General features: G+C 70.4%; 27 protein-coding genes, 1 tRNA gene and 2 pseudogenes. 12 read left to right on the top strand and 18 right to left on the bottom strand.

The window, feature by feature from the left end; all coding sequences use genetic code 11:
- Positions 1 to 83 precede the first annotated feature (83 nt).
- Both C464_RS09875 and C464_RS09870 read left to right on the top strand, forming a co-directional pair.
- A complete protein-coding gene (locus C464_RS09875; protein WP_006113546.1) occupies positions 84 to 1,250 on the top strand; it encodes a pyridoxal-phosphate-dependent aminotransferase family protein in 1,167 nt (388 codons plus the stop codon).
- Between the two features lie 79 nt (positions 1,251 to 1,329).
- Positions 1,330 to 2,439, top strand: a complete 1,110-nt coding sequence (locus C464_RS09870) for a guanosine monophosphate reductase (protein ID WP_006113545.1) — start codon at positions 1,330 to 1,332, stop codon at positions 2,437 to 2,439.
- A 139-nt stretch (positions 2,440 to 2,578) separates the two neighbouring features.
- On the opposite strand, the gene C464_RS09865 is transcribed toward C464_RS09870, so the two are convergent.
- Both C464_RS09865 and C464_RS09860 read right to left on the bottom strand, forming a co-directional pair.
- The gene (locus C464_RS09865) at positions 2,579 to 3,868 is read right to left on the bottom strand and encodes an MFS transporter (RefSeq protein ID WP_006113544.1); all 1,290 of its coding nucleotides are present in this window, start codon (positions 3,866 to 3,868) and stop codon (positions 2,579 to 2,581) included.
- Positions 3,869 to 3,931: 63 nt separating this feature from the next.
- Positions 3,932 to 4,261 (bottom strand): annotated as a pseudogene (locus C464_RS09860) (SDR family oxidoreductase); the annotation flags it as partial.
- 22 nt (positions 4,262 to 4,283) lie between these two features.
- Between C464_RS09860 and C464_RS09855 the strand changes: the two are divergent.
- A complete protein-coding gene (locus C464_RS09855; RefSeq protein WP_006113542.1) occupies positions 4,284 to 4,718 on the top strand; it encodes a DUF7522 family protein in 435 nt (144 codons plus the stop codon).
- A gap of 97 nt (positions 4,719 to 4,815) precedes the next feature.
- Here C464_RS09855 and C464_RS09850 read toward each other — a convergent pair whose 3' ends face one another.
- From C464_RS09850 to C464_RS09840, 3 genes are all read right to left on the bottom strand, one after another.
- Positions 4,816 to 5,163 carry a hypothetical protein gene (locus tag C464_RS09850; RefSeq protein WP_006113541.1) on the bottom strand — a complete coding sequence of 116 codons (348 nt, stop codon included), beginning with the start codon at positions 5,161 to 5,163 and terminating at the stop codon, positions 4,816 to 4,818.
- 167 nt (positions 5,164 to 5,330) lie between these two features.
- Positions 5,331 to 5,567, bottom strand: a complete 237-nt coding sequence (locus C464_RS09845; RefSeq protein ID WP_006113540.1) for a hypothetical protein — start codon at positions 5,565 to 5,567, stop codon at positions 5,331 to 5,333.
- 46 nt (positions 5,568 to 5,613) lie between these two features.
- Positions 5,614 to 5,796: a hypothetical protein gene (locus C464_RS09840; RefSeq protein WP_006113539.1), complete on the bottom strand. Its 183-nt coding sequence runs from the start codon at positions 5,794 to 5,796 to the stop codon at positions 5,614 to 5,616.
- A gap of 138 nt (positions 5,797 to 5,934) precedes the next feature.
- Between C464_RS09840 and C464_RS09835 the strand changes: the two genes are divergently transcribed.
- On the top strand, positions 5,935 to 6,867 hold the full coding sequence (locus C464_RS09835; RefSeq protein ID WP_006113538.1) for an SDR family NAD(P)-dependent oxidoreductase: 933 nt from the start codon (positions 5,935 to 5,937) through the stop codon (positions 6,865 to 6,867).
- Positions 6,868 to 6,893: 26 nt separating this feature from the next.
- Here the strand turns inward: C464_RS09835 and C464_RS09830 are convergent, their stop codons facing one another.
- Entirely contained in the window at positions 6,894 to 7,112 is a 219-nt protein-coding gene (locus tag C464_RS09830) for a YgaP family membrane protein (protein ID WP_006113537.1), read from the bottom strand.
- 93 nt (positions 7,113 to 7,205) lie between these two features.
- Complete coding sequence (locus tag C464_RS09825) at positions 7,206 to 7,523, bottom strand: hypothetical protein (RefSeq protein ID WP_006113536.1); 318 nt, start codon at positions 7,521 to 7,523, stop codon at positions 7,206 to 7,208.
- Between the two features lie 152 nt (positions 7,524 to 7,675).
- Between C464_RS09825 and uvsE the strand changes: the two genes are divergently transcribed.
- Complete coding sequence (gene uvsE / locus C464_RS09820; RefSeq protein ID WP_006113535.1) at positions 7,676 to 8,569, top strand: UV DNA damage repair endonuclease UvsE; 894 nt, start codon at positions 7,676 to 7,678, stop codon at positions 8,567 to 8,569.
- Between the two features lie 96 nt (positions 8,570 to 8,665).
- On the opposite strand, the gene C464_RS09815 is transcribed toward uvsE, so the two are convergent.
- Positions 8,666 to 8,739: transfer RNA gene (locus C464_RS09815), tRNA-Lys, on the bottom strand.
- A 164-nt stretch (positions 8,740 to 8,903) separates the two neighbouring features.
- Here C464_RS09815 and C464_RS09810 point away from each other — a divergent pair.
- The 5 genes from C464_RS09810 (at position 8,904) to C464_RS09790 (ending at position 15,109) form a co-directional block, all read left to right on the top strand.
- Positions 8,904 to 9,896, top strand: a complete 993-nt coding sequence (locus C464_RS09810; protein WP_006113534.1) for a TAXI family TRAP transporter solute-binding subunit — start codon at positions 8,904 to 8,906, stop codon at positions 9,894 to 9,896.
- Between the two features lie 3 nt (positions 9,897 to 9,899).
- Positions 9,900 to 10,454, top strand: a complete 555-nt coding sequence (locus C464_RS09805; RefSeq protein WP_006113533.1) for a DUF1850 domain-containing protein — start codon at positions 9,900 to 9,902, stop codon at positions 10,452 to 10,454.
- Positions 10,455 to 10,547: 93 nt separating this feature from the next.
- On the top strand, positions 10,548 to 13,241 hold the full coding sequence (locus C464_RS09800; RefSeq protein ID WP_006113532.1) for a TRAP transporter permease: 2,694 nt from the start codon (positions 10,548 to 10,550) through the stop codon (positions 13,239 to 13,241).
- Between the two features lie 123 nt (positions 13,242 to 13,364).
- Positions 13,365 to 14,831, top strand: coding sequence for a DHH family phosphoesterase (locus C464_RS09795; protein ID WP_006113531.1), 1,467 nt, complete (start codon positions 13,365 to 13,367; stop codon positions 14,829 to 14,831).
- A gap of 71 nt (positions 14,832 to 14,902) precedes the next feature.
- Positions 14,903 to 15,109, top strand: coding sequence for a hypothetical protein (locus tag C464_RS09790; protein ID WP_006113530.1), 207 nt, complete (start codon positions 14,903 to 14,905; stop codon positions 15,107 to 15,109).
- A 52-nt stretch (positions 15,110 to 15,161) separates the two neighbouring features.
- On the opposite strand, the gene C464_RS09785 is transcribed toward C464_RS09790, so the two are convergent.
- A complete protein-coding gene (locus C464_RS09785) occupies positions 15,162 to 16,136 on the bottom strand; it encodes a sugar phosphate nucleotidyltransferase (RefSeq protein WP_006113529.1) in 975 nt (324 codons plus the stop codon).
- A 111-nt stretch (positions 16,137 to 16,247) separates the two neighbouring features.
- On the opposite strand from C464_RS09785, the gene C464_RS09780 reads away from it, so the two are divergent.
- Positions 16,248 to 16,550, top strand: a complete 303-nt coding sequence (locus C464_RS09780; RefSeq protein WP_006113528.1) for a transcriptional regulator — start codon at positions 16,248 to 16,250, stop codon at positions 16,548 to 16,550.
- A gap of 30 nt (positions 16,551 to 16,580) precedes the next feature.
- On the opposite strand, the gene C464_RS09775 is transcribed toward C464_RS09780, so the two are convergent.
- The 6 genes and pseudogenes from C464_RS09775 to C464_RS09750 form a co-directional block, all read right to left on the bottom strand.
- Positions 16,581 to 17,258, bottom strand: coding sequence for a DJ-1/PfpI family protein (locus C464_RS09775; protein WP_006113527.1), 678 nt, complete (start codon positions 17,256 to 17,258; stop codon positions 16,581 to 16,583).
- Between the two features lie 411 nt (positions 17,259 to 17,669).
- Positions 17,670 to 18,239 carry a hypoxanthine/guanine phosphoribosyltransferase gene (hpt, locus tag C464_RS09770; RefSeq protein ID WP_006113526.1) on the bottom strand — a complete coding sequence of 190 codons (570 nt, stop codon included), beginning with the start codon at positions 18,237 to 18,239 and terminating at the stop codon, positions 17,670 to 17,672.
- A 112-nt stretch (positions 18,240 to 18,351) separates the two neighbouring features.
- Positions 18,352 to 19,112 (bottom strand): annotated as a pseudogene (locus C464_RS19650) (phosphorylase family protein).
- A gap of 81 nt (positions 19,113 to 19,193) precedes the next feature.
- Entirely contained in the window at positions 19,194 to 19,697 is a 504-nt protein-coding gene (locus tag C464_RS09760) for a hypothetical protein (RefSeq protein ID WP_006113525.1), read from the bottom strand.
- A 112-nt stretch (positions 19,698 to 19,809) separates the two neighbouring features.
- A complete protein-coding gene (locus C464_RS09755) occupies positions 19,810 to 20,586 on the bottom strand; it encodes an enoyl-CoA hydratase/isomerase family protein (protein ID WP_006113524.1) in 777 nt (258 codons plus the stop codon).
- Positions 20,587 to 20,678: 92 nt separating this feature from the next.
- Positions 20,679 to 20,900, bottom strand: coding sequence for a hypothetical protein (locus C464_RS09750; protein WP_006113523.1), 222 nt, complete (start codon positions 20,898 to 20,900; stop codon positions 20,679 to 20,681).
- Between the two features lie 162 nt (positions 20,901 to 21,062).
- On the opposite strand from C464_RS09750, the gene aroC reads away from it, so the two are divergent.
- Positions 21,063 to 22,250: a chorismate synthase gene (gene aroC, locus C464_RS09745; RefSeq protein WP_006113522.1), complete on the top strand. Its 1,188-nt coding sequence runs from the start codon at positions 21,063 to 21,065 to the stop codon at positions 22,248 to 22,250.
- A gap of 27 nt (positions 22,251 to 22,277) precedes the next feature.
- Here aroC and C464_RS09740 read toward each other — a convergent pair whose 3' ends face one another.
- The 3 genes from C464_RS09740 to C464_RS09730 all read right to left on the bottom strand — a co-directional run bounded on the left by C464_RS09740 (position 22,278) and on the right by C464_RS09730 (position 24,376).
- Complete coding sequence (locus C464_RS09740) at positions 22,278 to 22,487, bottom strand: hypothetical protein (protein WP_049911037.1); 210 nt, start codon at positions 22,485 to 22,487, stop codon at positions 22,278 to 22,280.
- 51 nt (positions 22,488 to 22,538) lie between these two features.
- A complete protein-coding gene (locus C464_RS09735; protein ID WP_006113520.1) occupies positions 22,539 to 23,132 on the bottom strand; it encodes a TIGR04206 family protein in 594 nt (197 codons plus the stop codon).
- Positions 23,133 to 23,494: 362 nt separating this feature from the next.
- Positions 23,495 to 24,376 (bottom strand): mechanosensitive ion channel family protein, encoded by an 882-nt coding sequence (locus C464_RS09730; protein WP_006113519.1) that lies wholly within the window; start codon positions 24,374 to 24,376, stop codon positions 23,495 to 23,497.
- Positions 24,377 to 24,575: the final 199 nt, after the last annotated feature.

The following is a 24,575-nucleotide window of genomic DNA, read 5'->3' as shown; positions in this document are numbered from 1 at the left end:
GACCGCGCGGCCGCGCGACCGACTCGACGCCGAGGATTCCCGGTTCCGTCGGGTTTTTTACGCCGCTTTCCGGGATCCGAGGTATGTCGAACTCCCACGTCGAGCCCGGCGTCGACGAGCGACCGCCCGAGGTCGGCGAGCTGACGCCGCCGGACCGCACGCTGATGGGTCCCGGTCCGAGCGACGTCCACCCGCGCGTCCTCAAGGCGATGAGCACGCCGCTCGTCGGTCACCTCGACCCGTCGTTCGTCGAGATCATGGACGAGGTCCAAGAGCTGTTGCGCTACACGTTCCGGACCGACAACCGGTGGACCATTCCGGTTTCGGGGACGGGGTCGGCGTCGATGGAGGCCGCGATCGGTAACCTCGTCGAGCCGGGCGACACGATGTTGGTCCCGACGAACGGCTACTTCGGCGGCCGGATGAAGTCGATGGCCGAGCGCGCGGGCGGCGAGGTCGTCGAGGTACACGCCCCGTGGGGGGAACCGCTCGACCCCGTCGACGTCGAGCGCGCGTTCGACGAACACCAGCCGGACGTGTTCGGGTTCGTCCACGCGGAGACCTCGACCGGCGTCCGCCAGCCGGACGTCGCGGAACTGACCGACGTCGCGCACGCCCACGACGCCTTCGTGATCGCCGACTGCGTCACGTCGCTCGGCGGCGTCGAGATGCGGGTCGACGACTGGGGCGTCGACGTCGCCTACTCCGGCCCGCAGAAGTGCCTCTCGTGTCCGCCCGGCGCGAGCCCGCTCACCCTCAGCGACCGAGCGATGGACAAGGTGCTCGACCGCGAGGAACGCCCGCGGTCGTGGTACCTCGACCTCTCCCTGCTGGAGGGGTACTGGGGCGACGACCGGTCGTATCACCACACCGCGCCGATCACGAACGTGTACGCGCTGCGCGAGGCGCTCCGCCTCGTCGCCGAGGAGGGGATCGAGGCGCGGTGGGCGCGCCACCGCGAGGTCGCGAGCGACCTGAAGGCGGGGCTCCGCGAGCTCGGCCTCGAGATGAACGCGCCCGACGAGTACTGGCTCCCGAGCCTGAACGCGGTCCGCGTGCCCGACGGGGTCGACGACGCCGCCGTCATCGACCACCTGCTCGCGGAGTACGACCTGGAGATCGCGTCCGGCCTCGGCGACCTGGAGGGCGACATCTGGCGGATCGGCTGTATGGGTCACTCCGCCCGCCCGAAGAACGTCGAATACGTCCTCGCGGCGCTCGAAGACGCGCTGGCCGAGCAGGAGTTCTGACCGGCCGCGACGGCGCGAGCGCGACCGACGCCGGTTATCGAGAGGTTTTTCAGGGTCCGTCCCTCTCCTCGCTAGGGGTATGAACGATCTACGAACCGGGCTGAGCTACGGAGACGTGCTGCTCGTCCCGCAGCGGTCGCCCGTCGACAGCCGGAGCGACGTGGACCTCTCGACGCGGTTCACGCCGAACGTCGAACTGGAGACGCCGCTGGTCTCTGCGGCGATGGACACGGTCACGGAGGCCGAGCTAGCGGTCGAGCTCTCCCGCGCCGGCGGGCTCGGCGTCCTCCACCGCTTCCTCACCGTCGACGAGCAGTCGGCGCAGGTCGAGCGGGTGGCCGCGGCCGGCGAACGGGTCGCCGCCGCGGTCGGCATCAACGAGGACCACCTCGCTCGGAGCGCCGCGCTCGTCGACGCCGGCGTGGACGCGATCGTCGTCGACGTCGCGCACGGTCACCTCGACCGGACGATCGCGGCCGTCGAGGAGATCGCGACGGAGTTCCCGCAGACGGACCTCGTCGCCGGCAACGTCGCCACGCCGGCGGGCGTCGAGGACCTCGCGGCGGCCGGGGCCGACTGCGTGAAGGTCGGCATCGGACCGGGCTCGCACTGTACGACGCGGAAGGTCGCCGGGGCCGGCGTCCCGCAGCTGACCGCGGTCGACGACTGCGCGACGGCGGCCGAGGACCTCGACGTCACGGTCTGCGCCGACGGCGGGATCCGGACCTCCGGCGACGCCGCGAAGGCGCTGATGGCGGGGGCCGACACCGTGATGCTCGGCAGCCTCTTCGCCGGGACCGAGGAGGCCCCGGGCGCGGTCGTCGAGGTCGACGGCACGCGGTACAAGCGGTCGCGCGGGATGGCGACGACCGCCGCCGCCGAAGAGCGGGACGACAAGGGCGCGGACGTGGGCGCCGACGAGGGCGTCGAGGCGCTGACGCCGTACAAGGGGCCGGTGGCGACCGTCGCCGAGGAGTTCTGTCAGGGCATCCGCTCGGGGCTCTCGTACTGCGGCGGCCACACGATCGAGCGCGCCCGGGAGCGGGCCGAGTTCGTCCGCGTCGCGCCCGGCGCGAAGGAACGCGAGGGGTTCCACACCGACGACGACTGGGAGGGGATCAGCGTGGACAGCGAGACGAAGCGGGTCGCCGACTCCGCGGGCGGCTCGACGGCCGAGAGCGACGACTGAGCGAGCGACTGCGGCGGGTTCCACCGCCGGCGGACACCGCGCCGGACCCGGCGTGTCACTGCGCAGCTATCTCACGGACCGTTTTCGACGGCGAGCGGACGGGCCGACGCACGACCGACGCCTTCGGGTCGAACGGCGGCTACCACGCCGTCAGCGCCGCGCGACCGTGGTCCCGCGCGAGGATCGCGAGGAACGCGACGACGCCGGTGACCGCGAACGCGCCGCCGACGTAGAAGACGGACGCCATGCTCACCTCGACCATGAGCCAGCCGGCGATGAGGGGCCCGGCCACCGACCCCGGCCGCCACACCAGCTCTCGGATGCCGAAGCTGGAGGCGACGCCGCCGTCGTCCGTTCCCTCGTCGGCGAACAGCGCCATGCTGGCCGGCTCCCGGAACGAGTCGGCGACGCCGAGGAGCCCGGAGAACCCGACGAGCGGGAGGTACGCCGGCGGGAGCGCGCCCAGTATCGGGACCGTGACGCCGCTACCGAGGGCGGCACCCCCCGGTGCCGAAAACGGGATCGCCATCGCGATCACCCCGTAGGCGCCCCCGCCGCCGAACACGAACAGCGACCGTCCGTACGCGTCGGAGAGCCGGCCGGTGAACAGCTGCCCGACCATGTTGGTCGCCTTCTCGGCGGTGACCGTCACCGCCACCGCGGTCGCGCCGACCGCGAGCCCCCCGCCGCCGACCGCGGTCCCCGCGTAGATGGGAACCCACGTCCGGACCATCGTCACCGCGAAGGCGTACTGCGCCCGGAACGTCGATATCGTCAGGAGCTTGCGGTTGACCGCGAGGTCGGTGAACGGGAACCCCTCGACCCGCGTCGGGTCGTCGTCGAGCACGCCCCACGTGACGAGCCACGCGGCCACCATCAGCGCCGTGATGACCCCGAAGACCGGGCCGAAGCCGACGGCGTCGTAGATGGCGCCCGCGCCGAGCGAGCCGAGTATCGAAGCGGCGAAGGAGGCGGCGTTCGCCTTCCCGATCTTGTCCGCCCGGGTGCCCGCCTCTGCGATCTGGCCGACGAGCGAGAGCGTCATCAGCCCCGCGCCGGTGACGACGAACCCCTGAAGCGCGCGCACGGCGACGAAGGTGGCCGAGGAGTCGACCAGCGGGAACAGCGCGTACACGCCCGCACCGGCCGCGAGGACGACGAGGAGGACGCGCCGCTTGTCGAACCGGTCGCCGGCCCACGCGAGCGGGACCACCGCGGCCGTCTGCGCGAGCGTGAACCCGGTGGTGTACATCCCGATGACGAATCCGGCCGAGACCGTGACGCCTAACACGGTGACCGCTTGCGGGTCCAGCGCGTTGATATACGTCGGCAGAAGCGTCAGCAGCGTGATGAACCCGAACCCCTCCGCGAACCGGGTGAGGTAGAGCGCCCAGAACTGCGATCTCGGTCCGGCCGTCGCGTTGCTCACACCCGTCCGCCGTCCGGTGATTCAAAAGGGGTTGCGGTTCGAAAGTCGCGGCCCGGCGCTCGACGGCTCCCCGTCCTCGCTGCCGAACTCCGTGCGGACCTCCGAGGGGTTGATCACGGAGACGGCCACGCCGTCGTCGCCGACCTGCGCCGCGACGCTGTGCGCGAACCCGCGGACCCACCACTTCGTCGCGGCGTACACGGGGTTGAACGACCGCGGGTACTCCCCGGCGAAGCCGCCGACGGCGACGAGGCTCCCCTCGCTCTCCGTGAGGTGCGGGAGCGCCGCGCGCGTGAGGAAGAACGCGCCGTCGACGTTCGTCTCCCGCATCGCCGCGTACTCCTCGTCGGTCATCGTCGCCGTCCGCGACCGACCGCCGGAGCGGCTAATACCGCAGCGCCCGTATTGGAGGGGTATGAGCAGTGACATCGCAGAGACCGGTATCGACGGCGGACGGGCCGAGAGCGTCCTCAGCGCCACCCGCACCGGTCTCGGCGACGAGCTCCGCAGCGTGGTCTACTTCACGCCGTCGGCGTTCGACCTCCTCTACGTCCGCTCCGACCTCTACCCGTCGGCGGGGGACGCGCGGACGCGAAAGGCGCAGTTGGTCGCGCTCGAACGGGTCGGGTTCGCGGAGCGATCGGTCCGGACGGACATCGCGCGCAGCGACGACGGACCGGGTATCGGCCAGTACGACTTCACCGTGCGGTTCCACGAGGACGGCTTCGTCGTGCGAGTGCTCGCGGGCGACGGCGGCGTGCTCTTCACCACCGACTCGATGGACGTCGGCGCGTTCAGGGAGGCGGTGACCGCGATCCGCGGCGTCCTCGACGCCCCGAACGACCGCTGATCCGGTTCGATCCGTGGATACAGGACGCTCCTGTCGGGTCGGACAGCGGCGGATCGGACCGGCGAAGCGATAGCGCCCGTCGTCACCAGTGCGGCGGTTACGAGTCCCCCCGAGCGGGCGTCTCCCTCTCCGAGACGTCGTCGAGCCCGCCGAGCACGTGCGCCAGTTCGCGCTCGACGACCGCGACGACGTCCTCGACGGCGTCGAACCGGTCCGTGCCGACGCCACGGCAGTCGACGGTCCTATCTAGCCGCACCGCGTGGTCCGTGAACAGTTCCGGGCGGACGGTCAGCTTCGCCGCGGTACAGGGGCTCTCGTCGCTCGGCAGCCGGTACTCGACAGTGCCCGTGGCGTCGGCGGTACGCGTCCACTCGCCCGGTGCCGGCGGCAGTCGATCTCGGAGTTCGCCCGGCTCTACCGCCGTCTCGGCGGTCTGAAGCTCCATGTAGATCGATGGGCCAGCCTCGATATAGGGGTTGCGCCGACGGCGGTGCGGACCGCGCGACGGTCCCGGAGGTCACTCCGCCAGCGCCGCCGTTGGAGGCGTTCGATCGGCGTCGTTCGCGCGTCGTTCGTCGGTGGGGCGGTCGGAGAAAAGACGGCGGTGTCGGGTTACGCGTCCAGTTCGTCCAGTTTCTGACGGATCTCTTCGAGTTTAAAGTAGGACGCGACGGCGAGGATCGTCGTCGGCCACAGTCCGACGAACTGCCCGCGCTGTTTGTCCCCACGAACGTAGTAGAAGTACAGGGCGAGCGCGACGGAAGCGATCGACGCGATCACCGCGGTACCTAGTCCCTCGGCGTCGATATCGTCCACGACGTCGGCCGTGACCTCGTCTGATTCGGGCATATATTAAGTTGGTTCTATAGCCGTAAAGAGGTTTTCACCGCCGGGGTCAGGCGTCCGACGCCGGCGAGTCCCGATCCGGCGTCGCGCTCCCGTCCGTCGTCTCGGAGTCGCGCTCGTCTCGTTCGGTTCCTCGGGTCCGCTTCCAAGTCGAGTAGACCTCCGCGAACGCGAGGGCGCTGAGCAGCACCCCGGCGCAGACCATCGCCGTGTCCGCGTCAAACGTCGCCATATCGCATCCAACGGTCTCCACGGGTAAATGATCCACCGGCGACGTCGTGGGGACGGCGACCGAGAGAGCCCGGTCGCCGCCCGGACCGGGACCGACGCCGGTGACCGCGCTCAAGTGCGTCCGCGTCCAACGATCGGTATGACCGACGATCCGGAGCGTATCGCGGGCGTCGCGGACGTCGACTGTCGCGGCCGACAGGCGCTGGTGACCGGCTCGACGAGCGGGATCGGTCGGGCCGCGGCGCTCGCGCTGGGGCGGCTCGGTGCCGACGTGATCGTCCACGGCCGGGACCGGGAAGCGGGGGCGGCCGTCGTCGAGGAGCTCTCCGCCGCCGGCGTCGACGGGCGGTTCGTCCGCGCCGACTTCGCCGACCCAGACTCCGTCCGCGAACTGGCCGTGACCGTCCGGAGGGAGACGGACGGCCTCGACGTCCTGATCAACAACGCCGGCGGGTTCTTTCGCAACGGGGAGGTGACCGACCTCGGCGTCGAGTACACGTTCCACGTCAACCACCTGTCGCCGTACCTGCTGACGGCGGAGCTGCTCGATCACCTCCGGCCGGGCGCGCGGGTCGTCACCACGGCGTCGGCCGCGCACCGGGGCTCGGAACTCGACCTCACGCGGGTACGGACGGTCGACGGGTACTCGGCGACGTGGGCGTACGGCCACTCGAAGCTCGCGAACGTGCTGTTCGCGAACGAACTGGCCGCTCGACTCGACGCCGCCGACCGCGACGTCACCTCGAACAGCGTCCACCCGGGAGCGATCCCGGGCAGCGGCTTCAGCCGGTTCCTGCCGGGGCCGGTCTCGAGCGCGCTGGGGGCGCTCGACGGCCTCCCGTTCGTGACGAGCGTCGCCGAGGGGGCCGCCGAGCTCCTCGTGCCGGCGCTGAAACCGGAGACGGCGACCGTCTCGGGGCGGTACTTCGCTGACCGGGAGCCGACGACGGCGTCGCGCGCGGCCCGGGACGAGACCGCCGCCCGCCGACTGTGGGAGGTGAGCGCCGACCTGCTCGATGTCGAGCCGCCCTTGGCGGCGACGGACCCCGACGCGGCGGAGGACGGCGGGTGACGGTCCGGCAGGCGATTCCTCGGCGGTCAGTCCACCGGACAGCGGTCGATCCCGAGCACGCGGTACAGCAGGCACCGGCGCGTCGCGCCCTCGACGACGAGCACGACGCAGCCGACCGCGAGTCCGACGGCCGAGACGACGGGCACGCTGACGTCCGTCGTCGCGGCGAGAAGCGCGAGGATCCCGACGGCGACGCCCCCGACGATCCGCGCGATCGCGTCGATACGGCCGACGTTTCGTTTCACGGACGGTCGTCGGCACCGCTCCGAGAAAAGCGTTGAGCCGGCGGTGAGGGACCACCGACCGCGATCCGAGCCGCGGGCCGCGGCGCGTTGCGGTCAGCGCTCGCCGCGCCAGCGGAGCGAGTTCTCGTCGTACCTCTCGACCGCCGGCCGCCCCTCGGCGAGCATCACGTCCGCGATCTCGACGGCCGCCTCCAGTTCGGCGACGGAGAGCCGCTCGTACGCCGGCCGACCCGAGACGTGTTCGTCCCACGGGCCGCCGAACACGTTGTCGAGCACGACGCGGGCGAAGCAGTGATCTGCCCGTATCGGCCAGTCGTCGGTCGCGCGGGCCGGCAGTTCCTCGCGGACTTTCCGGTCGTACGTCGCCCGGAGCTCGGAGATGTCGACGCCGTTCAGCGTTTCCTGTCCCATGGTCGCCCCGGCGTCCGCGCGCCGGGATCGACGATCGATACGGCGCTGTGACACAAGACGGTTACGCGGGGTGCCGCGGGGAGCCGCCGGGAGGTCGGCGACGCACCGCCGCGACCGATCCCGTCTAGACCGTGGCGCGCGAAGGACCGATCATGCTCGGATACGCCGCGATGAACCGGACGCTCCGCGAGCGGGATCCGCCGCGGCGCTGTAACCGGGACATCCGCAAGCGGACGTGGGAGACCGAGGGGATCGAGCGCGTCGCCGAACTCGCCGAGCGGAACTTCGAGGACCTGCGCGCGATCTTGCGGTGGAACCGCAACCGCGACATCCGGTTTTACCGGTGTAGCTCCACGCTCGTCCCGTGGAACTCGCAGTTCGAACTCGACGAACTCCCGAACTACGAGCGAGTCCGGTCGCTCGCGACCGACTGCGGGGAGATCGTTCGGTCGAACGAGATGCGGCTCACCTTCCACCCGAGCCACTGGTGTAAGCTGGCGAGCGAGTCGAGCGACACGGTCGCGCGGTCGGTCGAGTCGGTCGAACACCACGGCCGCTGGCTCGACCTGATGGAGCTGCCGCGGTCGCCGCGACACGCGATCAACGTCCACATCGGCGCACACTACGGCGACAAGGCGGCCACGGCCGACCGGTTCCGCGACGTCGTGACCGACCTCGCGCCGCGCGCCCGGGAGCGGCTCGTCGTCGAGAACGACGACAAGGGGTCGCTGTTCGGCGTCACCGAACTCGTCGACGCGGTGGCGGCCGACGCCGGCGTGCCGGTGACGTTCGACTACCACCACCACGCGTTCACCGACCGCGGCCGCACGCACCGCGAGGGGTTCGAGGCGGCCCGCGAGACGTGGGGCGAGGTCAGGCCGATCACGCACTACTCGGAGCCGGCGCGGCTCCACAGTGACCCGGAGGCGGCGCCGCAGAAACACGCGCGCCACGTCGCGGGCGTCCCCGACTGGCTCCGGGCCGAATCCGACGTGATGATCGAGTCGCACGGGAAGGAGAAGTCGGTGCTGCGGCTGCGCGGCTGACGGTCGCGGCCGCTACACGATCCCACGAGAGTTCGGCGACGCCTCGGACATCGTCGGAGATACCGCTCAGAGCGAACGGCCGCGGCGACAAAGGAGCGGGCCGGGCGCGATTTGAACACGCGACCGACGGATTAAGAGTCCGTCGCTCTCCCTAACTGAGCTACCGGCCCTCGCTATTCGCTATCCGTGTCACGGTAAAAGGCCTTTTCATTCGACCCCGTCGCCGCCCCGCCGGGGTCGACCGAATCGCCCGGGCGCGGCGGGTGTCGGGTCGGTCGGTTCGGCCGACGGTAGGAGGAAACGGTTATCAACTCCCAAAGAGTATTGACACGGTATGTCACATGAACGAAGCAACAAACGGATCGATCGGCGAACATTCCTCGGGGGAGCGGCCGCCGCGGGTATCGTCGGCGTCGCCGGCTGTTCCGGAAACGGAGACGGAGACGGAGACGGCGGCGGCGGCGACACCGAGGTCATCCGCTGGCACGCCGGCGGGACGGGCGGGACGTACTTCCCGCTGTCCGGCGAGTTCGAGGGGATCATCGAGGACAACACCGAGTATCCGGTCGAGGTCTCCTCGACGGGAGCGTCGGTGGAGAACGTCGGTAGCCTCGGCGGCGGCGACGCCGACTTCGCGCTGATCCAGAACGACATCGCCTACTTCGCCCGCAACGGCGAGGGGCTCGACGCCTTCGACGGCTCGCCCGTCGAGAACCTCCGCGGCGTCGCGACGCTGTACCCGGAGACGATCCACGTGCTGACCAACCCCGAGTCCGACGTCGGCTCGCTGTCCGACTTGGAGGGGATGCGGGTCAACACGGGCGACCTCGGCAGCGGGACGCAGGTGAACGCGCTCCAGATCCTCGAGTCGGCGGCCGGGCTCACGACCGACGACTTCGATGAGCAGAACACCGACTTCACGCAGGCGGCGAACCAGCTGCGCGACGGCGACGTCGACGCCGCGTTCGTCGTCGGCGGGTGGCCCGTGGGGGCCGTCGAGGAGCTCGCGACCAGCACCGACGTCGGCATCCTGAGCCTCTCGGACGAGGAGCGGCAGGCCGCTCGCGACGACGCCTCTTGGTTCGCCGACGACACGATCCCCGCCGGGACGTACGCCGGTATCGACGAGGACATTGACACCGTCTCGGTCCAAGCGATGATCGCGACTCGGTCGGAGTACGACGCCGACATCGTCGAGGCGGTGACCGCGGCGATATTCGACAACGTCAGCGAGCTGAGCATCAAGACCGACTTCATCTCGGCCGACTCCGCGCAGGACGGGATGTCCGTCGAGCTCCACGAGGGCGCGGCGCGCTACTTCGAGTAACGCGTGACCCGCGGGGCTCGGGACGCGCACGCCTCGCCGCTCCCCGGGACGAGCCCGCGAGGGCGGACCGCCGTCGCGGCCGCGATCGGGCTGCTCGTCACGGTCGCCGTCGTCGTGTCGGCGGTCGGCGTCGCCGGCGACGCGGGCGTGGGCGCGCTCGGCGGCGACCGAACCCTCGTCGTGACCCACGAGAACGGGACCGAGCTGATCGCGACGCAGGTCGACGCCGACACGGAGATCGTGATCGAGTACACGCACAGCGTCGAGAAGACGACGGTCCGCGACGTGTACGTACCGACGGCGGACGCGCTCCGGATGACGCGGATGGAGTTCAGCTCCTTCGGGGCGGGGCTGCCGTCGCAAGCCGACGTCACGGAGCGGGACGGTCGGTACGTATATTATCCCCCATCTAGTGAGTACCGCACGCTTCATCTGAAGACGGGCGACGTGGCCGGCCACGACCTGATCGTGGGCGGGGAGCGGTACGACATCTCGGGACTGAGCGGCGGCGGAGCGGTCGAACTCACCGTCGACCGCCGCGGCCCGCTCGGTCGGTGACGCGCGGCCGTCGAGTATCCGGATCGAGGGGGTCCCGCGCCGGATCGACCCCTCGGCGATAGGCGACGAAACACCGCGGAGGATGACACAACAGTGACCTCGAACACATCGAACGGCGACGAATCGTTGGAATCGGAGAGCGACGTGGCAACGGAGGTGTTCGAAGAGATCGACAACCGGCGCTCGCTGTCGGGCGCTGGCGTCGTCGCGGTCGCGGCGATCGGGATCGCCTTCTCGGCGTTCCAGCTCTGGCTCGGCGCGCGCGGGTTCGTCTTCGACTTCACGATCCCGGGGTACGGGACCGTGGACCTCGGGTCGCTCTCCTCGCTTCAGATCCGCGCGATCCACGTCAACTTCGCGCTGGTGTTGGCGTTCCTGCTGTTCCCGGGCTCCGACGGACGGGGATACCTGACGGCGGGTATCGACCGCGCGACGCGGGGGATCGCCGACCGGTTCGACGGCTCCCCCGTTTCGACGGCCGTCTCGGCCGTCCGCGACGCGATCTGGTGGGTCTTCGTGGACGAGGGGGGCGACCGGATCACGCCGTCGGACCTGGTCTTGATACTGCTGTCGACGTTCCCGACGATCTACTACGCGACGCGGTACCAGGAGATCACCGACGTGATCCGCGTGTTGGGCCTGCGCGGTGCCGGCGGGCTCGCCGACGTGTACCCGGCGCTCGCGCCGCTCTCGATCGGGCCGCTGGCCGAGTACACGTTCGCGTACCTGATGGGCGTGCTCGCCATCCTGCTCGTGTTGGAGGCGACCCGGCGGGCGCTCGGACTGCTCCTCACGGGGCTCGTGAGCCTCTTCCTGTTGTACGCCAAGTACGGCTACCTCCTCCCGCGGGACGTCCCCGTCGCGCGGACGTTCGCCACCTCGCAGCTCCGCTGGGACCAGATCGTCCAGAACCTCTGGTACACCGTCGAGGGGATCCTCGGCGTGCCCGTCGGGGTGTCGGTGCGGTTCATCTACATCTTCATCCTCTTCGGCGCGTTCCTGGAGATGTCCGGTGCCGGCAAGTGGTTCATCGACCTCGCGTACTCCCTCACGGGGACGCGCAAGGGCGGACCCGCGAAGGCGAGCGTCGTCGCGTCCGGCTTCATGGGGATGCTGTCGGGGTCGTCGGTGGCCAACACCGTGACGACCGGCGCGCTGACGATCCCGCTGATGAAGCGGTCGGGCTACTCGCCGGAGTTCTCCGGCGCGGTCGAGTCGTCGGTCTCCTCCGGGGGACAGATTCTGCCGCCCGTGATGGGCGCGGCGGCGTTCCTCATCGTCGAGTACACCGGCACGCCGTTCCGGGACGTCGTGATCGCCGCGACCCTCCCGGCGATCGCCTTCTTCTTCGGCATGTGGGTGATGGTCCACTTCGAGGCGGCGAAGCGGAACATCGGCGGGCTCGACCGGGCCGAGCTGCTGGACGTCGTCCCGCACATGCGCCGGGGATGGTTCTACCTCGTGCCGCTCGGACTCCTGCTGTATTACCTCGTCATCGCCCGCCTCTCGGTCGGGCGCGCCGGCTGGCTCACGATCGCCGCGACGGTCGCGCTCATCGCGATGGTCGCCGCGTACAACGAGCGGTACGGGACGTACCTCGTCGGGACCGTGGCCGCCGGCTACGCGCTGTTCGCGGGGTCGCTGTTCGCCCTCGGCGTGACTCCGGTCGGGTTGCTGTACGGGGCCGAGGCGGTCGACGTCGGGCTCGTCGCCGCCTTCGGCGAGGCGGCGAACTCGCTCCCGACGATCGTCACCGCGGTGAGCGTGGCGTTCCTCCTCGCCGACCCGCGCGGCGACGCTCCGCTGCTGGACCTCGACGACGCGGTCGACGGGTCGGCCGAGTGGGTCGACGAGCGGCTCGGGACGGACGTCGGAGCGTCGCGGACCGGGCGGTTCGCGTCGTTCGTGTTGAAGGCGATGGACAGCGGGGCCCGGACCGCGACGCTCGTTGTCGTCGCGGTCGCCGCGGCGGGGATCATCCCGGGGGTCATCGGGATCACCGGGCTCGGCGGGAGCCTCCGCGCGCTCATCTTGGACGTGAGCGGCGGGTCGCTCGTGCTGCTCCTCATCCTCGCCGGGATCGCGGCCGTGATCGTCGGGATGGGGATGCCGACGACGGTGATGTACATCATCATTGTCGTGCTCCTCGGGCCGGTGCTCCCGGACTTCGGGATCGCGTTACTGGCGGTCCACCTGTTCGTCCTGTACCTCGGGCTGATGGCCGACGTGACGCCGCCGGTGATGGTGGCGGCGTACGCCGCGTCGGGGATCGCGAAGTCGGACCCGTTCGACACCGGTAAGCAGGCGTTCCTCCTCTCGCTGAACAAGATCCTCGTGCCGTTCGCCTTCGTGTTCTCGCCGGGGATCCTCCTGTTGCGGACCAGCGACGGACAGGGGACGGTCCTCACCGGGGCCGACGTCGCCGACCTCGGCTTCTTCCTGCCGGAGGTGGCGGTCCCGATCCTCGCGACGTTCGCCGGCGTGTACGCGCTGGGCGTCGCGATCATCGGGTACTACCGGACCGACGTGCGGTCGGGATCGCGGTGGTCGCTCGTCACCGCCGCGGTGCTGCTGTCCGTCCCGGGCATGGTCCTGCTCCCGGCGAGCGCCGCGCTCGGACTGGTCGGCGTCGACGCCGCGCTCTACTCGGTGACGAACGACGTGGCGGCTCGCGCGGTCGGTGCCGCGATCCTCGTCGCCGCGCTCGTCCGGAACGCGCGGCGCGCGAGCGGCGGCGCGAGCGACGCCGCGGCCGCGGAGAGCGCGGCCGACCCGGTCTCGCAGTAGGAGTTCCCCGCCGGCGGGATCGCTCTCTCGGTCGCCCGACCGCGCCGCCGTCGACCGGTGGTCTCGGACGCCTCTCACGGCGAGAGCGCACTCGTTAAGTGTCGTGCCGCGGAAATCCCTTCAATGAGTAGTGGGGCATCCGGATCCGCGCGGACCCGATACGCCATTCTCGGCTGCGGAAGCGTCGGCCACGCCGTCGCGGAGGAACTGACTGAGCGCGGCAAGGACGTCCTTATCCTCGACCGCGACGAGAGCCGGGTGGAGGCCCTCCGCGACCAGGACCTCAACGCACGTGTTCAGGACATCGCCGAGCCGGACGTCGTCGACGAACTCGACGACCGGGACATCGTGTTGATACTCGCCAGCGACGTGGAGGCGAACAAGGCCGCCGTCTCCGCGGTCAGAGAGACGGGCGGCGATCACTACCTCGTCGCCCGGGCCTCCGACCCCGTCAGCGAGGACGAGCTGCGCGAGCGCGGCGCGGACGTCGTGATCAACCCCTCGACGGTGATCGCCGACAGCGCGCTCCAGTCGCTGGAGACGGGCGAGCTGGAGTACATGGCCCGCCAGCTGGCGGAGATCATCGAGGAGGGCGGCGACCGGATGGCGATCCTCACGCACGACAACCCGGAGCCGGACTCGATCGCGTCCGCGACCGCGCTCCAAGCGATCGCGGAGGCGTTCGGCGTCGACGCCGACATCATCTACTCCGGCGACGTCGGCCATCAAGAGAACAGGGCCTTCGTCAACCTCCTCGGGATCGACCTGCTCGCCCGGAGCGAGGCCCCGCCGCTCGCGGAGTACGCGACGGTCGCGGCCGTCGACCTCGCGAAGGCCGCCGCCGAGGACCTCGACCTCGACGTGCCCGTCGACGTCTACCTCGACCACTTGGAGGCCGAGGTACCGTTCGACGCGCGGTTCGTCGACGTCCGGACCAACGTCTCCTCGACGTCGACGATCCTCACGAAGTACCTCCAGGAGTTCGACCAGTCGCCCTCGGAGGCGGTCGCGACCGCCCTCCTCTACGGGATCCGCGCCGAGACGCTGGACTTCAAGCGGGACACGACGCCGGCGGACCTGACCGCCGCCGCGTACCTCCACCCGTTCGCGAACCACGACACGCTCGAACAGGTGGAGTCGCCGTCGATGAGCCCGGAGACGCTGGACGTGCTCGCGGAGGCGATCCAGAACCGCGAGGTCCAAGGGAGCCACCTCTTCTCGACGGCCGGGTTCATCCGCGACCGCGAGGCGCTCGCGCAGGCGGCCCAACACCTCCTCAACCTAGAGGGGATCACGACGACGGCCGTGTTGGGGATCGCCGACGACAAGATCTACCTCGCGGCCCGCTCGAAGGACATCCGGCTGAACATCGGTAACGTGCTCGACGAGGCCTTCTCGGAGATGGGCGACGCCGCGGGCCACTCCACGCAGGGGTCGCTCGAGATCCCGCTGGGCATCTTCACGGGTATCGAGGCGAGCGGCGAGAACCGCGACACGCTGCTCCACCTCACCGAGGAGGCGGTCCGGCGGAAGCTGTTCGACGCGCTCGGCGTCGAGGGCGGGAGCGGCGACGGGTCGAACGGCTCCTGAGCCGCGTCGGCCGCCGACCCCCGCCGCGGTCGTTTTCCGGCTCGGGAGCGTAGCGTCGACCGACACGTCGCATGTACGTCCCCGAGGACCCGCCGGCGGACTGCCCCGCCTGCGGCGACCCGTACGACTCGGTCTCGCGGCACACCGGCGGCTTCGTCGCGAACCTGCTGGACAACGAGCGCTACCAGCGGGTCTGTTTCTACCCCGCGACTGACGGCGGCGACCCCGCGTTCGACTGCTACCACCACACGCACGCGCAGGCCGGGACCGACGAGTGAGCGGCTCCGACGGGGGTGAGCGCGACGGCTGCGCCGGCCGCGGTGACCCCCGCTAGAAGCCGTCGCCCTCGGTGATCGAGGTGTACGAACCGATCAGCGCGCCGGAGAGGTCGACGCCCGTCAGGGTCGCGCCCGTGTCGATCACGGAGTTACGGACCTCGGAGTCGGCGATGGTCGCGTCCGGGAAGACGACGGCGCGGTCGAGCGTCGAGTCGCTCACCGACGCCCCCGCCATCACGTGGACGACGTCGCCCAAGTCGCTCCCTTCGACGGTCGCGTCGTCGTCGACGAGCGTCCCGCCGTCGAGCGCGTACTCGACCGCGTCGAGGTAGCTGTCGGCGGTGCCGATGTCGAACCACGCGCCGTCGAAGGTGTACGCGTGGACCGCGCCGCGCTGTTGGAGCCACTGGAGGAACCACCCGGGCTCGTCGGGGTTCTCGCCGTCTTCGAGGTAGGTCGTGAGGTCCGGGAGCGTCTCGGCGGGGAACGCGTAGCAGGCGATGGAGACGAGCGTCGACTGCGGGTCGTCGGGCTTCTCCTGGAAGTCGACCACTTCGTCGCCGTCGAGCTGGACGAGCCCGTACGACTTCGCCCGCTCGCGGTCGTCCACGTCGTAGGCCGCCAGCGTCGGCGTCCCCTTGTCCTCGAAGAAGTCCGCGAAGTCGGCTAGGTCGAAGCTGATCATGTTGTCGCCGGCGACGACGATCAGGTCGTCGTCGACCCCCTCGCGCTCGACGAGCTGTTCGAGCGCCCCCACGACGCCGAACTTCTCGTCCTCCGCGACGGTCTCCTCGACCGACAGCGTCGGCTTCTCGAAGGGGCTGTCGTCGAGGTAGTCGGCGAACGTGTCGGCGAAGCGTTCGTTCGTGGAGACGAACACCTCGTCGACGCGCTCGTCGGCCTCCAAGTCCTCGAATATCTCGTCGATGACGGTGTTCTCCCCGACCGGGAGGAACATCTTCGGCCGGTGTTCGGTGATCGGCCAGAGCCTGGTCGCGTAGCCACCAGCGAGTACGACGGCTTTCATACCCCTCCGTCTCACTCCGGTGACATACCTCTTGTGCCCGCGCCGTCGTCGCGCGGTACGGCGGCGGCCGCGTCCCGGACCGCTTTAGCCGGCGCGGGGCGAAGACGACGCATGGAGACGACCCGCCAGCGCATCGCCGACGCGCTCCGGGAGGAGCCGCGAACGGCGAGCGACCTCGCGGCGACGCTGTCGCTGCCGACGCCGGCCGTGTACGAACACCTCGAACACGTCTCGCGGTCCGTGGCCGACGGCGACGGGTCCGACGCCGGCGACGACGACGAGGAGTTCCTCGTCGCGCCGCCGACCTGTCGCGACTGCGGGTTCGACGGCTTCGACGACCCGGTCAACGAACCGTCGCGGTGTCCGGAGTGTAAGAGCGAGCGGATCGACGAACCGGCCTTCGTGATCCGGTGAGCGGACGGGCCCCGCGTCCCTCGCCCGGAGTTACAGTTCGTCGAGCAGCGTCGCGGCCGCGGCGGCCGAGGAGCCCGGGCCGCGGGCCGTGATCAGGTCGCCGTCGACGGTGACGCTGGTGTCGGCGTCGAGTTCGGCGTCCCACTCAGCGCCCGCCAGCCGGACCTCGTCTTCGACCCAGTACGGGAGCTTCCGACCGTCCGGCATCACGTCGTGGTCGTCGACGATGCCGTCCTCCCAGTCGTTCGGGAAGCCGGTGACGGAGCGCCCCTCGACGAGCGGCGTCCCGTCGGCCTCGCGCGTGAACCCGAGGATGCCGACCGCGTGGCAGACGACGAGCGCGACGCTCTCCTCGCCCGCGACCGCGTCAAGGAGCAGCTGGCGGGCGTGGCGGTCCTGGTTCACGTCCCAGACGGTGCCGTGACCGCCGGGGAAGACGACCGCGTCGTACCCGTCGGCGTCGACGGTCGCGATCGGTTCCGGATCGTTCAGTTCGGGGTGCTCCTCGTCGACCTCGCGGAGCTCCGCGACTCGCTCCTCGCCGCCCGCGGCCTCGGGGTCGAGCGAGCGCTCGTCGACGACCGGCGGCGACCCCGACGGCGTCGCGACGGTCACGTCGACGCCCTCCGATTCGAGCGTCGTCAGCGGCTCGATACACTCCTCGGCCCAGTACCCCTCCTCGCTCACGACGAACAGTGCGCTAGTCATGTGTGGTCAGTCATTGACGACCTCGGTATAAAAGACGCCCGCGCCCGGCAGCGAGAGAGGGCGACGCGGGGTTTATACCCGGCAGACGCCGCGGCGCGGTCGGCGCGCGCCGCCGAGCGGCCGCCCTCGGCGGTCGCGAGGTGCGCGTGCGAGGTCGCCGGCGCGTCGCGCCGGCTGCCGGAGGGACCGTCGGTCCCTCGCTGGAGTCGGACGCGACGAGGACGACCGGAGGGAGTCCGACGGACGCGCCCGACGAGGCTGGGGAGGCGCGAGGCTGCGGTTGCGGTGTGGGACTTGCGGCTGGGGCTTCGGGAGTGTTCGTGCCGATCGCCGTGTTACAAGCGATTACGCACAGCCGCGCGGCTGTGGCTCCCGGACTCCCCGGAAAACGCGACGCAACTCGGCGGCGTCCTACTCGTCGCCCTGCGCGTCGACGATCACGACCTCGCCGTCCTCGACGGTGACGTTGATCAGCGTCTTCACGTTGTAGTCGGTGTCGTCGAGTTCGTTCTCGCCCGCCTTCTTGATGACGGCGACGACGTCGACGACGTCCGCGCCGACCTCGTCGGTGAGCGCGTCGAGGATGGCCTTCATCGTGCCGCCGGTCGAGAGCACGTCGTCGAGGACGAGCACGCGGTCGCCCTCCTCCACGTCGTTGATGTACATCTCCGACTCGGAGTAGCCGGTCTCTTGGAACAGCGGGACCTCGCCACCGAGGCCGTACTGGCGCTTGCGGATGACGACCAGCGGGATGTCGGTCATCAGCGAGAGCGCGGTGGAGATGTGGATACCCATCGCCGCGGGCGTGACGATCTTGTCGACGTTCTCCAACTCCGCCTTCCGGATGATCCGGATGACGATCTCCCGGAGCAGCTCCGGTTCGAGCATGGGAACGCCGTCGCTGATCGGGTGGACGAAGTACTGGTACTCGCCTTTCTCGATGATCGGCGCGTCGAGGAGCGACTGCCGCAACTGGTCCATGTCGCCGGTACTCGGGCGGATTAATAAAGCGTGGCGATCCCGGGGTTCCGTGGACCTCGGTCGCACGGGTCGCGGCGCGGGGTTCGGGTCGCTCGCCCGAGCCGGTCCCGGCTCACCGCTCGCCCACGTGCCGCTCCAGCGCCTCGACGGTCGGGTCGAGCATCTCCGGGAGCCCGCGGTCGGCGTCCGCCTCGGGAACCCAGTCGTCGGGGGTGAGGTAGTCGCCGATCTCGTGGACCGTCGCGGCGTCGGCGCCGCGGTACTCGGCCACCGCCCAGATCGCCGCCGACTCCATACAGAGGGTGACGACCCCCTCGTCGCGGTAGCGTTCGACCTCGGGGACGGTCTCGCGGTACATCGCGCTCGTCGTCCACGTCGGTCCGCGGGGCGTGTCGAACCCGGCGCGCGAGAGCGACGCGTCCAGCTCGTCGACGAGGGACGCGGTCGCGGTCACCGGTTCCTCCGGGGGGAGGAGTGGTGCGAGACGCCCTCGTCGCGGATGGCGTCGGTCGGAAGGACGGCCGCGTCCGGAGCGAGGTCCGGCTGGAGCGCCGCGCCGCCGCCGAGCATCACCACCGCCTCCGCGCCCGCGGCGATGACGTTCTCGGTCACGGTCGCGGTCACCGGGGCGCCGATACCCGACTCGTGGACCGCAACGTACCCGACCGCCTCGGAGAGCAGGTCCACGCCCTGGCCCCTGACGAGCTCGACCCAGTCGTCGCTCCGCTCTCGCACCGCGTCGGTGAGCTCGGACTGGTAGCCGAGCAGGACCGCCGGCGGCACGTCGGGCAGCCCGTCCCCCTGCGCGGCGACCGCGTCGCTCGGCGAGAAGAGGGCGTCGGCGTCGTACTTGTCGCCGAAGTTCGGGATCATACCGTCACGTGGGGCCGGAGTCGCGTATGTCTGTCTCGAGTGCCGGTGAGAATCGCGCCGGAACCGCCCGCTCGGCCCCGGTCAGACGTACCCCTCGACGTCCACGGTGACGCGCAGGGGAACGCGCGGTTCGGCGCCGGTGAGCCGGACGAGCAGCGAGTGAGTCCGGAGGTCGTCGGGGCCGCCCGAGGGGGCCTCGACCGAGACGTCGAGACGCAGGCCGTCCGCCACCCGCTCGATCGCGTCTAGGACGAGTTCCATCTCGGACTGCATGCCGTTCTGTACGACGATCAGGACCGACTCCGCGAAGTCGGTCGCCGCGACGAACTCGGCGACCGAGCCGTCGTCGACGAGCCGCTCCTCGGCCGCCGCCGCGTCCGGCACGACGGTGTGGTGTTCCGACTTCCACTCGGGGAACTCGGGGTCGCGGTCGGGCGCCCGGAAGAGCACGTCGGCCTCGAGGTGGGTCGTGGCCGCCTCGATCCCCGGTGGCACCGAGGGGCCGCGGACCCGGCGCCACGCGACGCCGCCGGCGAGCGTTCCGACGCCGGCCCCGCACGCGGCGAGGAGTCGTCTACGGTTCATAGACGACCGTTCGCGGCCGAAGAATAAAGCCGTCCTCGTAGCGCAAACGACTCTTTGCCTTACCGGCCCGCCGAGCCGCAGGACCGCGACCGGGCCGACGGGCGCGGTCGGGTTACTCGAACTCGGGCTCGCGCTTCTCCACGAACGCCTCCATCCCCTCGCGCTGGTCGTGCGTCCCGAACAGGCCGGCCCACGCCCGGCGCTCCAAGGCGAGCCCGGTCGCCGCCGACCCCTCGCCGGCCGCGTTCAGCGCCTCCTTCGCCGCGCGCAGCGCGGTCGCCGGCTTTGCCGCCAGCTCGCCGGCCAGCTCGTCGATCCGGTCGTCGAACGCGTCGTCCGCGACGACCTCGCCGACGAAGCCGACCTCGGCGGCCTCGGTCGCGTCGATCCGCTCGCCGAGGAAGATCAGCCGGCGGGCGACCTCGTCGCCGACGAGCGCCGGGAGCCGCTGCGTGCCGCCCCAGCCGGGGATGATCCCCAGGTCGATCTCCGTCTGCCCCAGCACGGCGCTCTCGGCGGCGACCCGCAGGTCGCAGGCAAGGGCGAGCTCGCAGCCGCCGCCGAAGGCGTAGCCGTCGACGGCGGCGACCGTCGGGGCGGGGAACGTCTCGATCGCGTCCGCGACGCGGTGGCCGAGTTCGGCGTACGCCTGCGCCTCGGGCGTCGACAGGTCGACCATGTGCGAGATGTCCGCGCCGGCGACGAACGCCTCGTCGCCCGCGCCGGCGATCACGAGAGCGCGCGCCTCGCGGTCCGCGGCCTCGCCGAGCGCGTCCTCGATGGCTTCGAGCGTCTCGGCGGTGAGCGCGTTGAGCTGTTCGGGGCGGTCGACGGTGATCGTCGCCACGCCGCGGTCGTCGACGTCGAATGCGATGGTGTCCCGACTCATACGCGTCCCGTCGCGCGGCGGCGTGAAAACGGTTCGGCAGGCGGATCCGGCCCGGGCGGAACCGGGGTCGGTCGGCGGCCGCGGCCCGCCGGTCAGACCTCTTCGCGGCTGTCGATCCCCGTGTAGATGAACCACGCGGTCGTGTAGACGCCGACGAACAGCAGGTAGCCGACGACGAGCCCACCGAGCTGTCGGCTCGCGAGCCCGCCGGGCAGCGTCCGCGAGAGGATCCAGAGGGCGAAGGCGAAGACGACGAGCGAGAACAACCCCGAGAGGGCGTACACGCCGAGGTCGGAGGTGAGGCGATCGCGCACGCCCCCACCAACGCGTTCCCGTTACATACCCCCATCGGTCGCGCGCCGTGCCGGCGACCGCGGTGGCCGCGACGGCCGGCGCGCCGTCTCCGTCGCGCCCGGGCGGACCGCACCCGTTGCGCGGATTGCAACCCCTATATGCCCCCGGCCACACGTACCGGTATGAACGGGAATCGGTTCGGCCGACTCTTCCAGCTGACGACCTACGGCGAGAGCCACGGGGACGCGATGGGCGTCACCGTCTCCGGCGTGCCCGCGGGCGTCGAGCTCGACGAGGAGGCGATCCAGGCGCAGCTCGACCGGCGCAAGCCGGGCCAGTCGATGATCACCACCTCGCGGGGCGAGCCCGACGAAGTCGTCGTCAACTCCGGCGTTCAGGACGGCTACACCACGGGCACCCCGATCGGGATGGTGATCCAGAACAAGGACGCCCGCTCGGGCAAGTACGAGCCGTACGTCACGGCCCCGCGCCCCTCCCACGGCGACTACACCTACTCCGCGAAGTTCGGCACGCGCAACTGGGGCGGCGGCGGCCGCTCCTCGGCGCGCGAGACGGTGAACTGGGTCGCGGCCGGCGCGGTCGCGGAGCAGGTGCTCGACGCCTCCGACCACGACGTCGAGATCAAAGCCCACGTCAACCGCATCGGCGACGTCGAGGCCGACCCGGTGAGCTTCGAACAGCTCCTCGACCGCAGCGAGGAGAACGACGTGCGCTGCGCGGACCCGGACGCGGCCGCGAAGATGCAGGAGCTGATCGAAGAGTACCAGGAGCGCGGCGACTCCATCGGCGGCTCCATCTACTTCGAGTGCCGCGGCGTCCCCCGCGGGCTCGGATCCCCGCGCTTCGACAGCTTCCCCGCCCGGCTCGGGCAGGCGATGTTCTCGATCCCGGCGACCACCGGCGTCGAGTACGGGCTGGGGAAGGACGCGACCGACGTGGCCGGCAGCGACCGCAACGAGAACTGGACGTTCGACGACGGCGAGTCGTTCGACCACGTCGAGAGCGAGGCGGGCGACCCCGTCCCGGTCGGCAACGACCACGGCGGGCTCCAGGGCGGGATCACCACCGGCGAGCCGATCTACGGCGAGGCGACGTGGCACGCGCCCACGTCGATCCCGAAGAAGCAGCGGTCGGCCGACTGGGAGACCGGCGAGGAGAAGGAGGTCCAGGTCGTCGGCCGGCACGACCCCGTCCTCCCGCCGCGGGCCGTCCCCGTCGTCGAGGCGATGCTGTACTGTACCGTCCTCGACTTCATGCTGCTCGGCGGCCGGATCAACCCGGACCGCGTCGACGGGAACCCGGGCGAGTACGACACCGAGTACCACCCGAGCAGCCCGCGCGACGAGTAGCGGACGACGGCCGCCCCGCGCGTCGCCTCACTCCCCCGGCGACCACTCGCGGGCGTTCCCCGCGGTGAGATCGCGCTCGTCGATGTGCGTCGCGAGGCGGGCGTCGTAACGGGAGTACGCCGGTGAGCCACGGTTCTCCTCGCAGTCGCGGACGCAGGTCGGGTCGTGGTCGAAGATCAGCGAACTGCAGTAGGCGTCCGTCTCGTCGGCGTCGGGCGTCGACACAGTCGTTGACACGCGCAAACGGAACGGACCAAACCTCGAAAAGGGATTCCGGACCGGCAGCGATCACTGTACGACGACCGCCCGGAGGTCGCGCCCGTACGCGGCGGCCGCGACGGCGAGGGTCGCGACCGCGCCGACCGGAAGCACGGTGAGCAGTCCCGACGTGGTCCCGACGCCGAACCGCGCCGCCAACCCCACCGAGACCCACAGGCTCGCCGTCCCCGCCAGCACGAGCAGCCCGCCGGTGACGCGGCGGTCCTCGCGGCCGAACACCCGGCCCGACGCGGCGCTGGCCGCTGCGAGGACGTGGAACCCTACCGCCAGCGGCCACGCGCGGATCGACGCCGGGAGCGCCGCGAACGGCCGCGACTGATCGAGGAAGTACGCCCAGACGGGGTACCCGCCGAAGCCGAGCCCCGACCCCGACGCGGCCGGGTTGAGGAAGCCCCAGAGACTCACGACCGTGAGGTCGGCGGCGGGGATGACCGCCATCGGCACCGCGAGCAGGGTGAGAACGAGGATCCACCCCGTCCGGGCGACGAGACCGCGTCCGCTCCCCGCCGGTCCGTGGGCGGTGCGGTCGGAGGGCCGCCCTCCGTCGCTCGACCTCTCGCCCGCTCGCTCGCCGGCGGCCGCTTCCGGAGGGCGCTCTGCCATACCCTCCTCTCGGGGACGCGCCGGGAAGAATCGTCGGGGACCGAGATTTCGGTGGCGTACAGTCCGATTTCACGCCGTTGAGGCACCTGAACCGCGCCAGAGACAGAGGCCGTACGACGCGCAGCACGCGTTACGCTACGCTCGGACACCACGGTACTCACGATGATCACGAGCGGAATCGGAGACCGGAACGAGTGTCACGCCGACGGTGGGACGAAGTCGAACCGCCCGGTCGACGGATTCACACCTACCGAACCCTCCGGACGTCCCCGGCGTGTTGCCGGCTTCCCGGGCGGCGACTTGTAGACGCTGACGTCCGCTCACGGCTCACGCTCCGAGTCTCCGAACCGAAGGGAGGTCGATCAGTCTCCGGTATTCCCCTCCACAGGAGCGACGTTCGTGACTTCGAGGTCGCCCGAGAGCTCCGTGTTGGGATACGGGATGTCGATGCCCTCGGCGTCGAAGCGGTCCTTGACCGCTTCGGCGAACTGCGAACGCACCGCCGGATAGCTGTTTTCCGACGGGTCGATCCAGACACGTCCTGAGAGAATGACCGACGAGTCGCCCAGCTCCGCGAGGGGAGCCGTCGGTCGGGGGATGTCGAGGACGCCGTCGATACTGGCGCCCTCCTCAACGATGGCGTTCCGTGCTCGGGTGAGATCCTCGTCGTATTCGACCCCGAACCCCACCGCCACCCGGCGTCGATCGTTCGCGACGTTGTTGGTCACCGTCGCGTTAGCGAGGTCGCTGTTCGGCACCGTCATCAGTTGATTGTCGAGCGTGTCGAGTTTCGTCACCCGCAGATGGATCTCACGGACGACGCCGTCGCCCCCGTTCCACTCTATCCAATCGCCGACGGTGAACGTCTTGTCTTTTATGAGGAACACGCCGGCGACGAAGTTCGCGATGAGGTCCTGCGCCGCGAAGCCGATCGCGAGCGTGAGCGCCCCTCCGAGAGTCGCGAACGCGGCGAGAACGGTCCCGAATCCGGCGATCGCGGCGGCCAGTGCGGCCGCAAAGACGGTCATCACGACGGCGGTCATACTCGCGGCGAACCCGACGAGCGTCTCGTCGAAATCCCGACGTTTGAGACTGTTCTCGACCGCTCCGGTGACGACTGACCGCCCGAGTCGGTACGCAACGAGAAACACGACGACGAATAGCAGCGTCGTCGCAATCGCGTTCACGAACATCGGGATATACTGCTGTAGGTCGATCGAGACTCCCTGTTGTATCAGTCCCATCTCTACGGTCCGATGGTATTCGTCGTACTCTGTTATTCGCCCGTTGACCGGCCGCTTCTGGGAGCGTCCGCCGGGGTCGACGGGCTTCGAATCCACTCGCGACCGGCGCGCGGTCGCCCTGTAATATCGCAGCCAGTAAGCAGACGGTACCGTAATTTATCGCAACGTGAAACCGGTATTACCGGGGCCTCCTGTGGCG

Origin of the sequence: Halorubrum coriense DSM 10284 (genome assembly GCF_000337035.1) — an archaeon.
In the GTDB taxonomy this organism is placed as follows: domain Archaea; phylum Halobacteriota; class Halobacteria; order Halobacteriales; family Haloferacaceae; genus Halorubrum; species Halorubrum coriense.
This window is presented reverse-complemented; position numbering and strand designations above follow the sequence as displayed.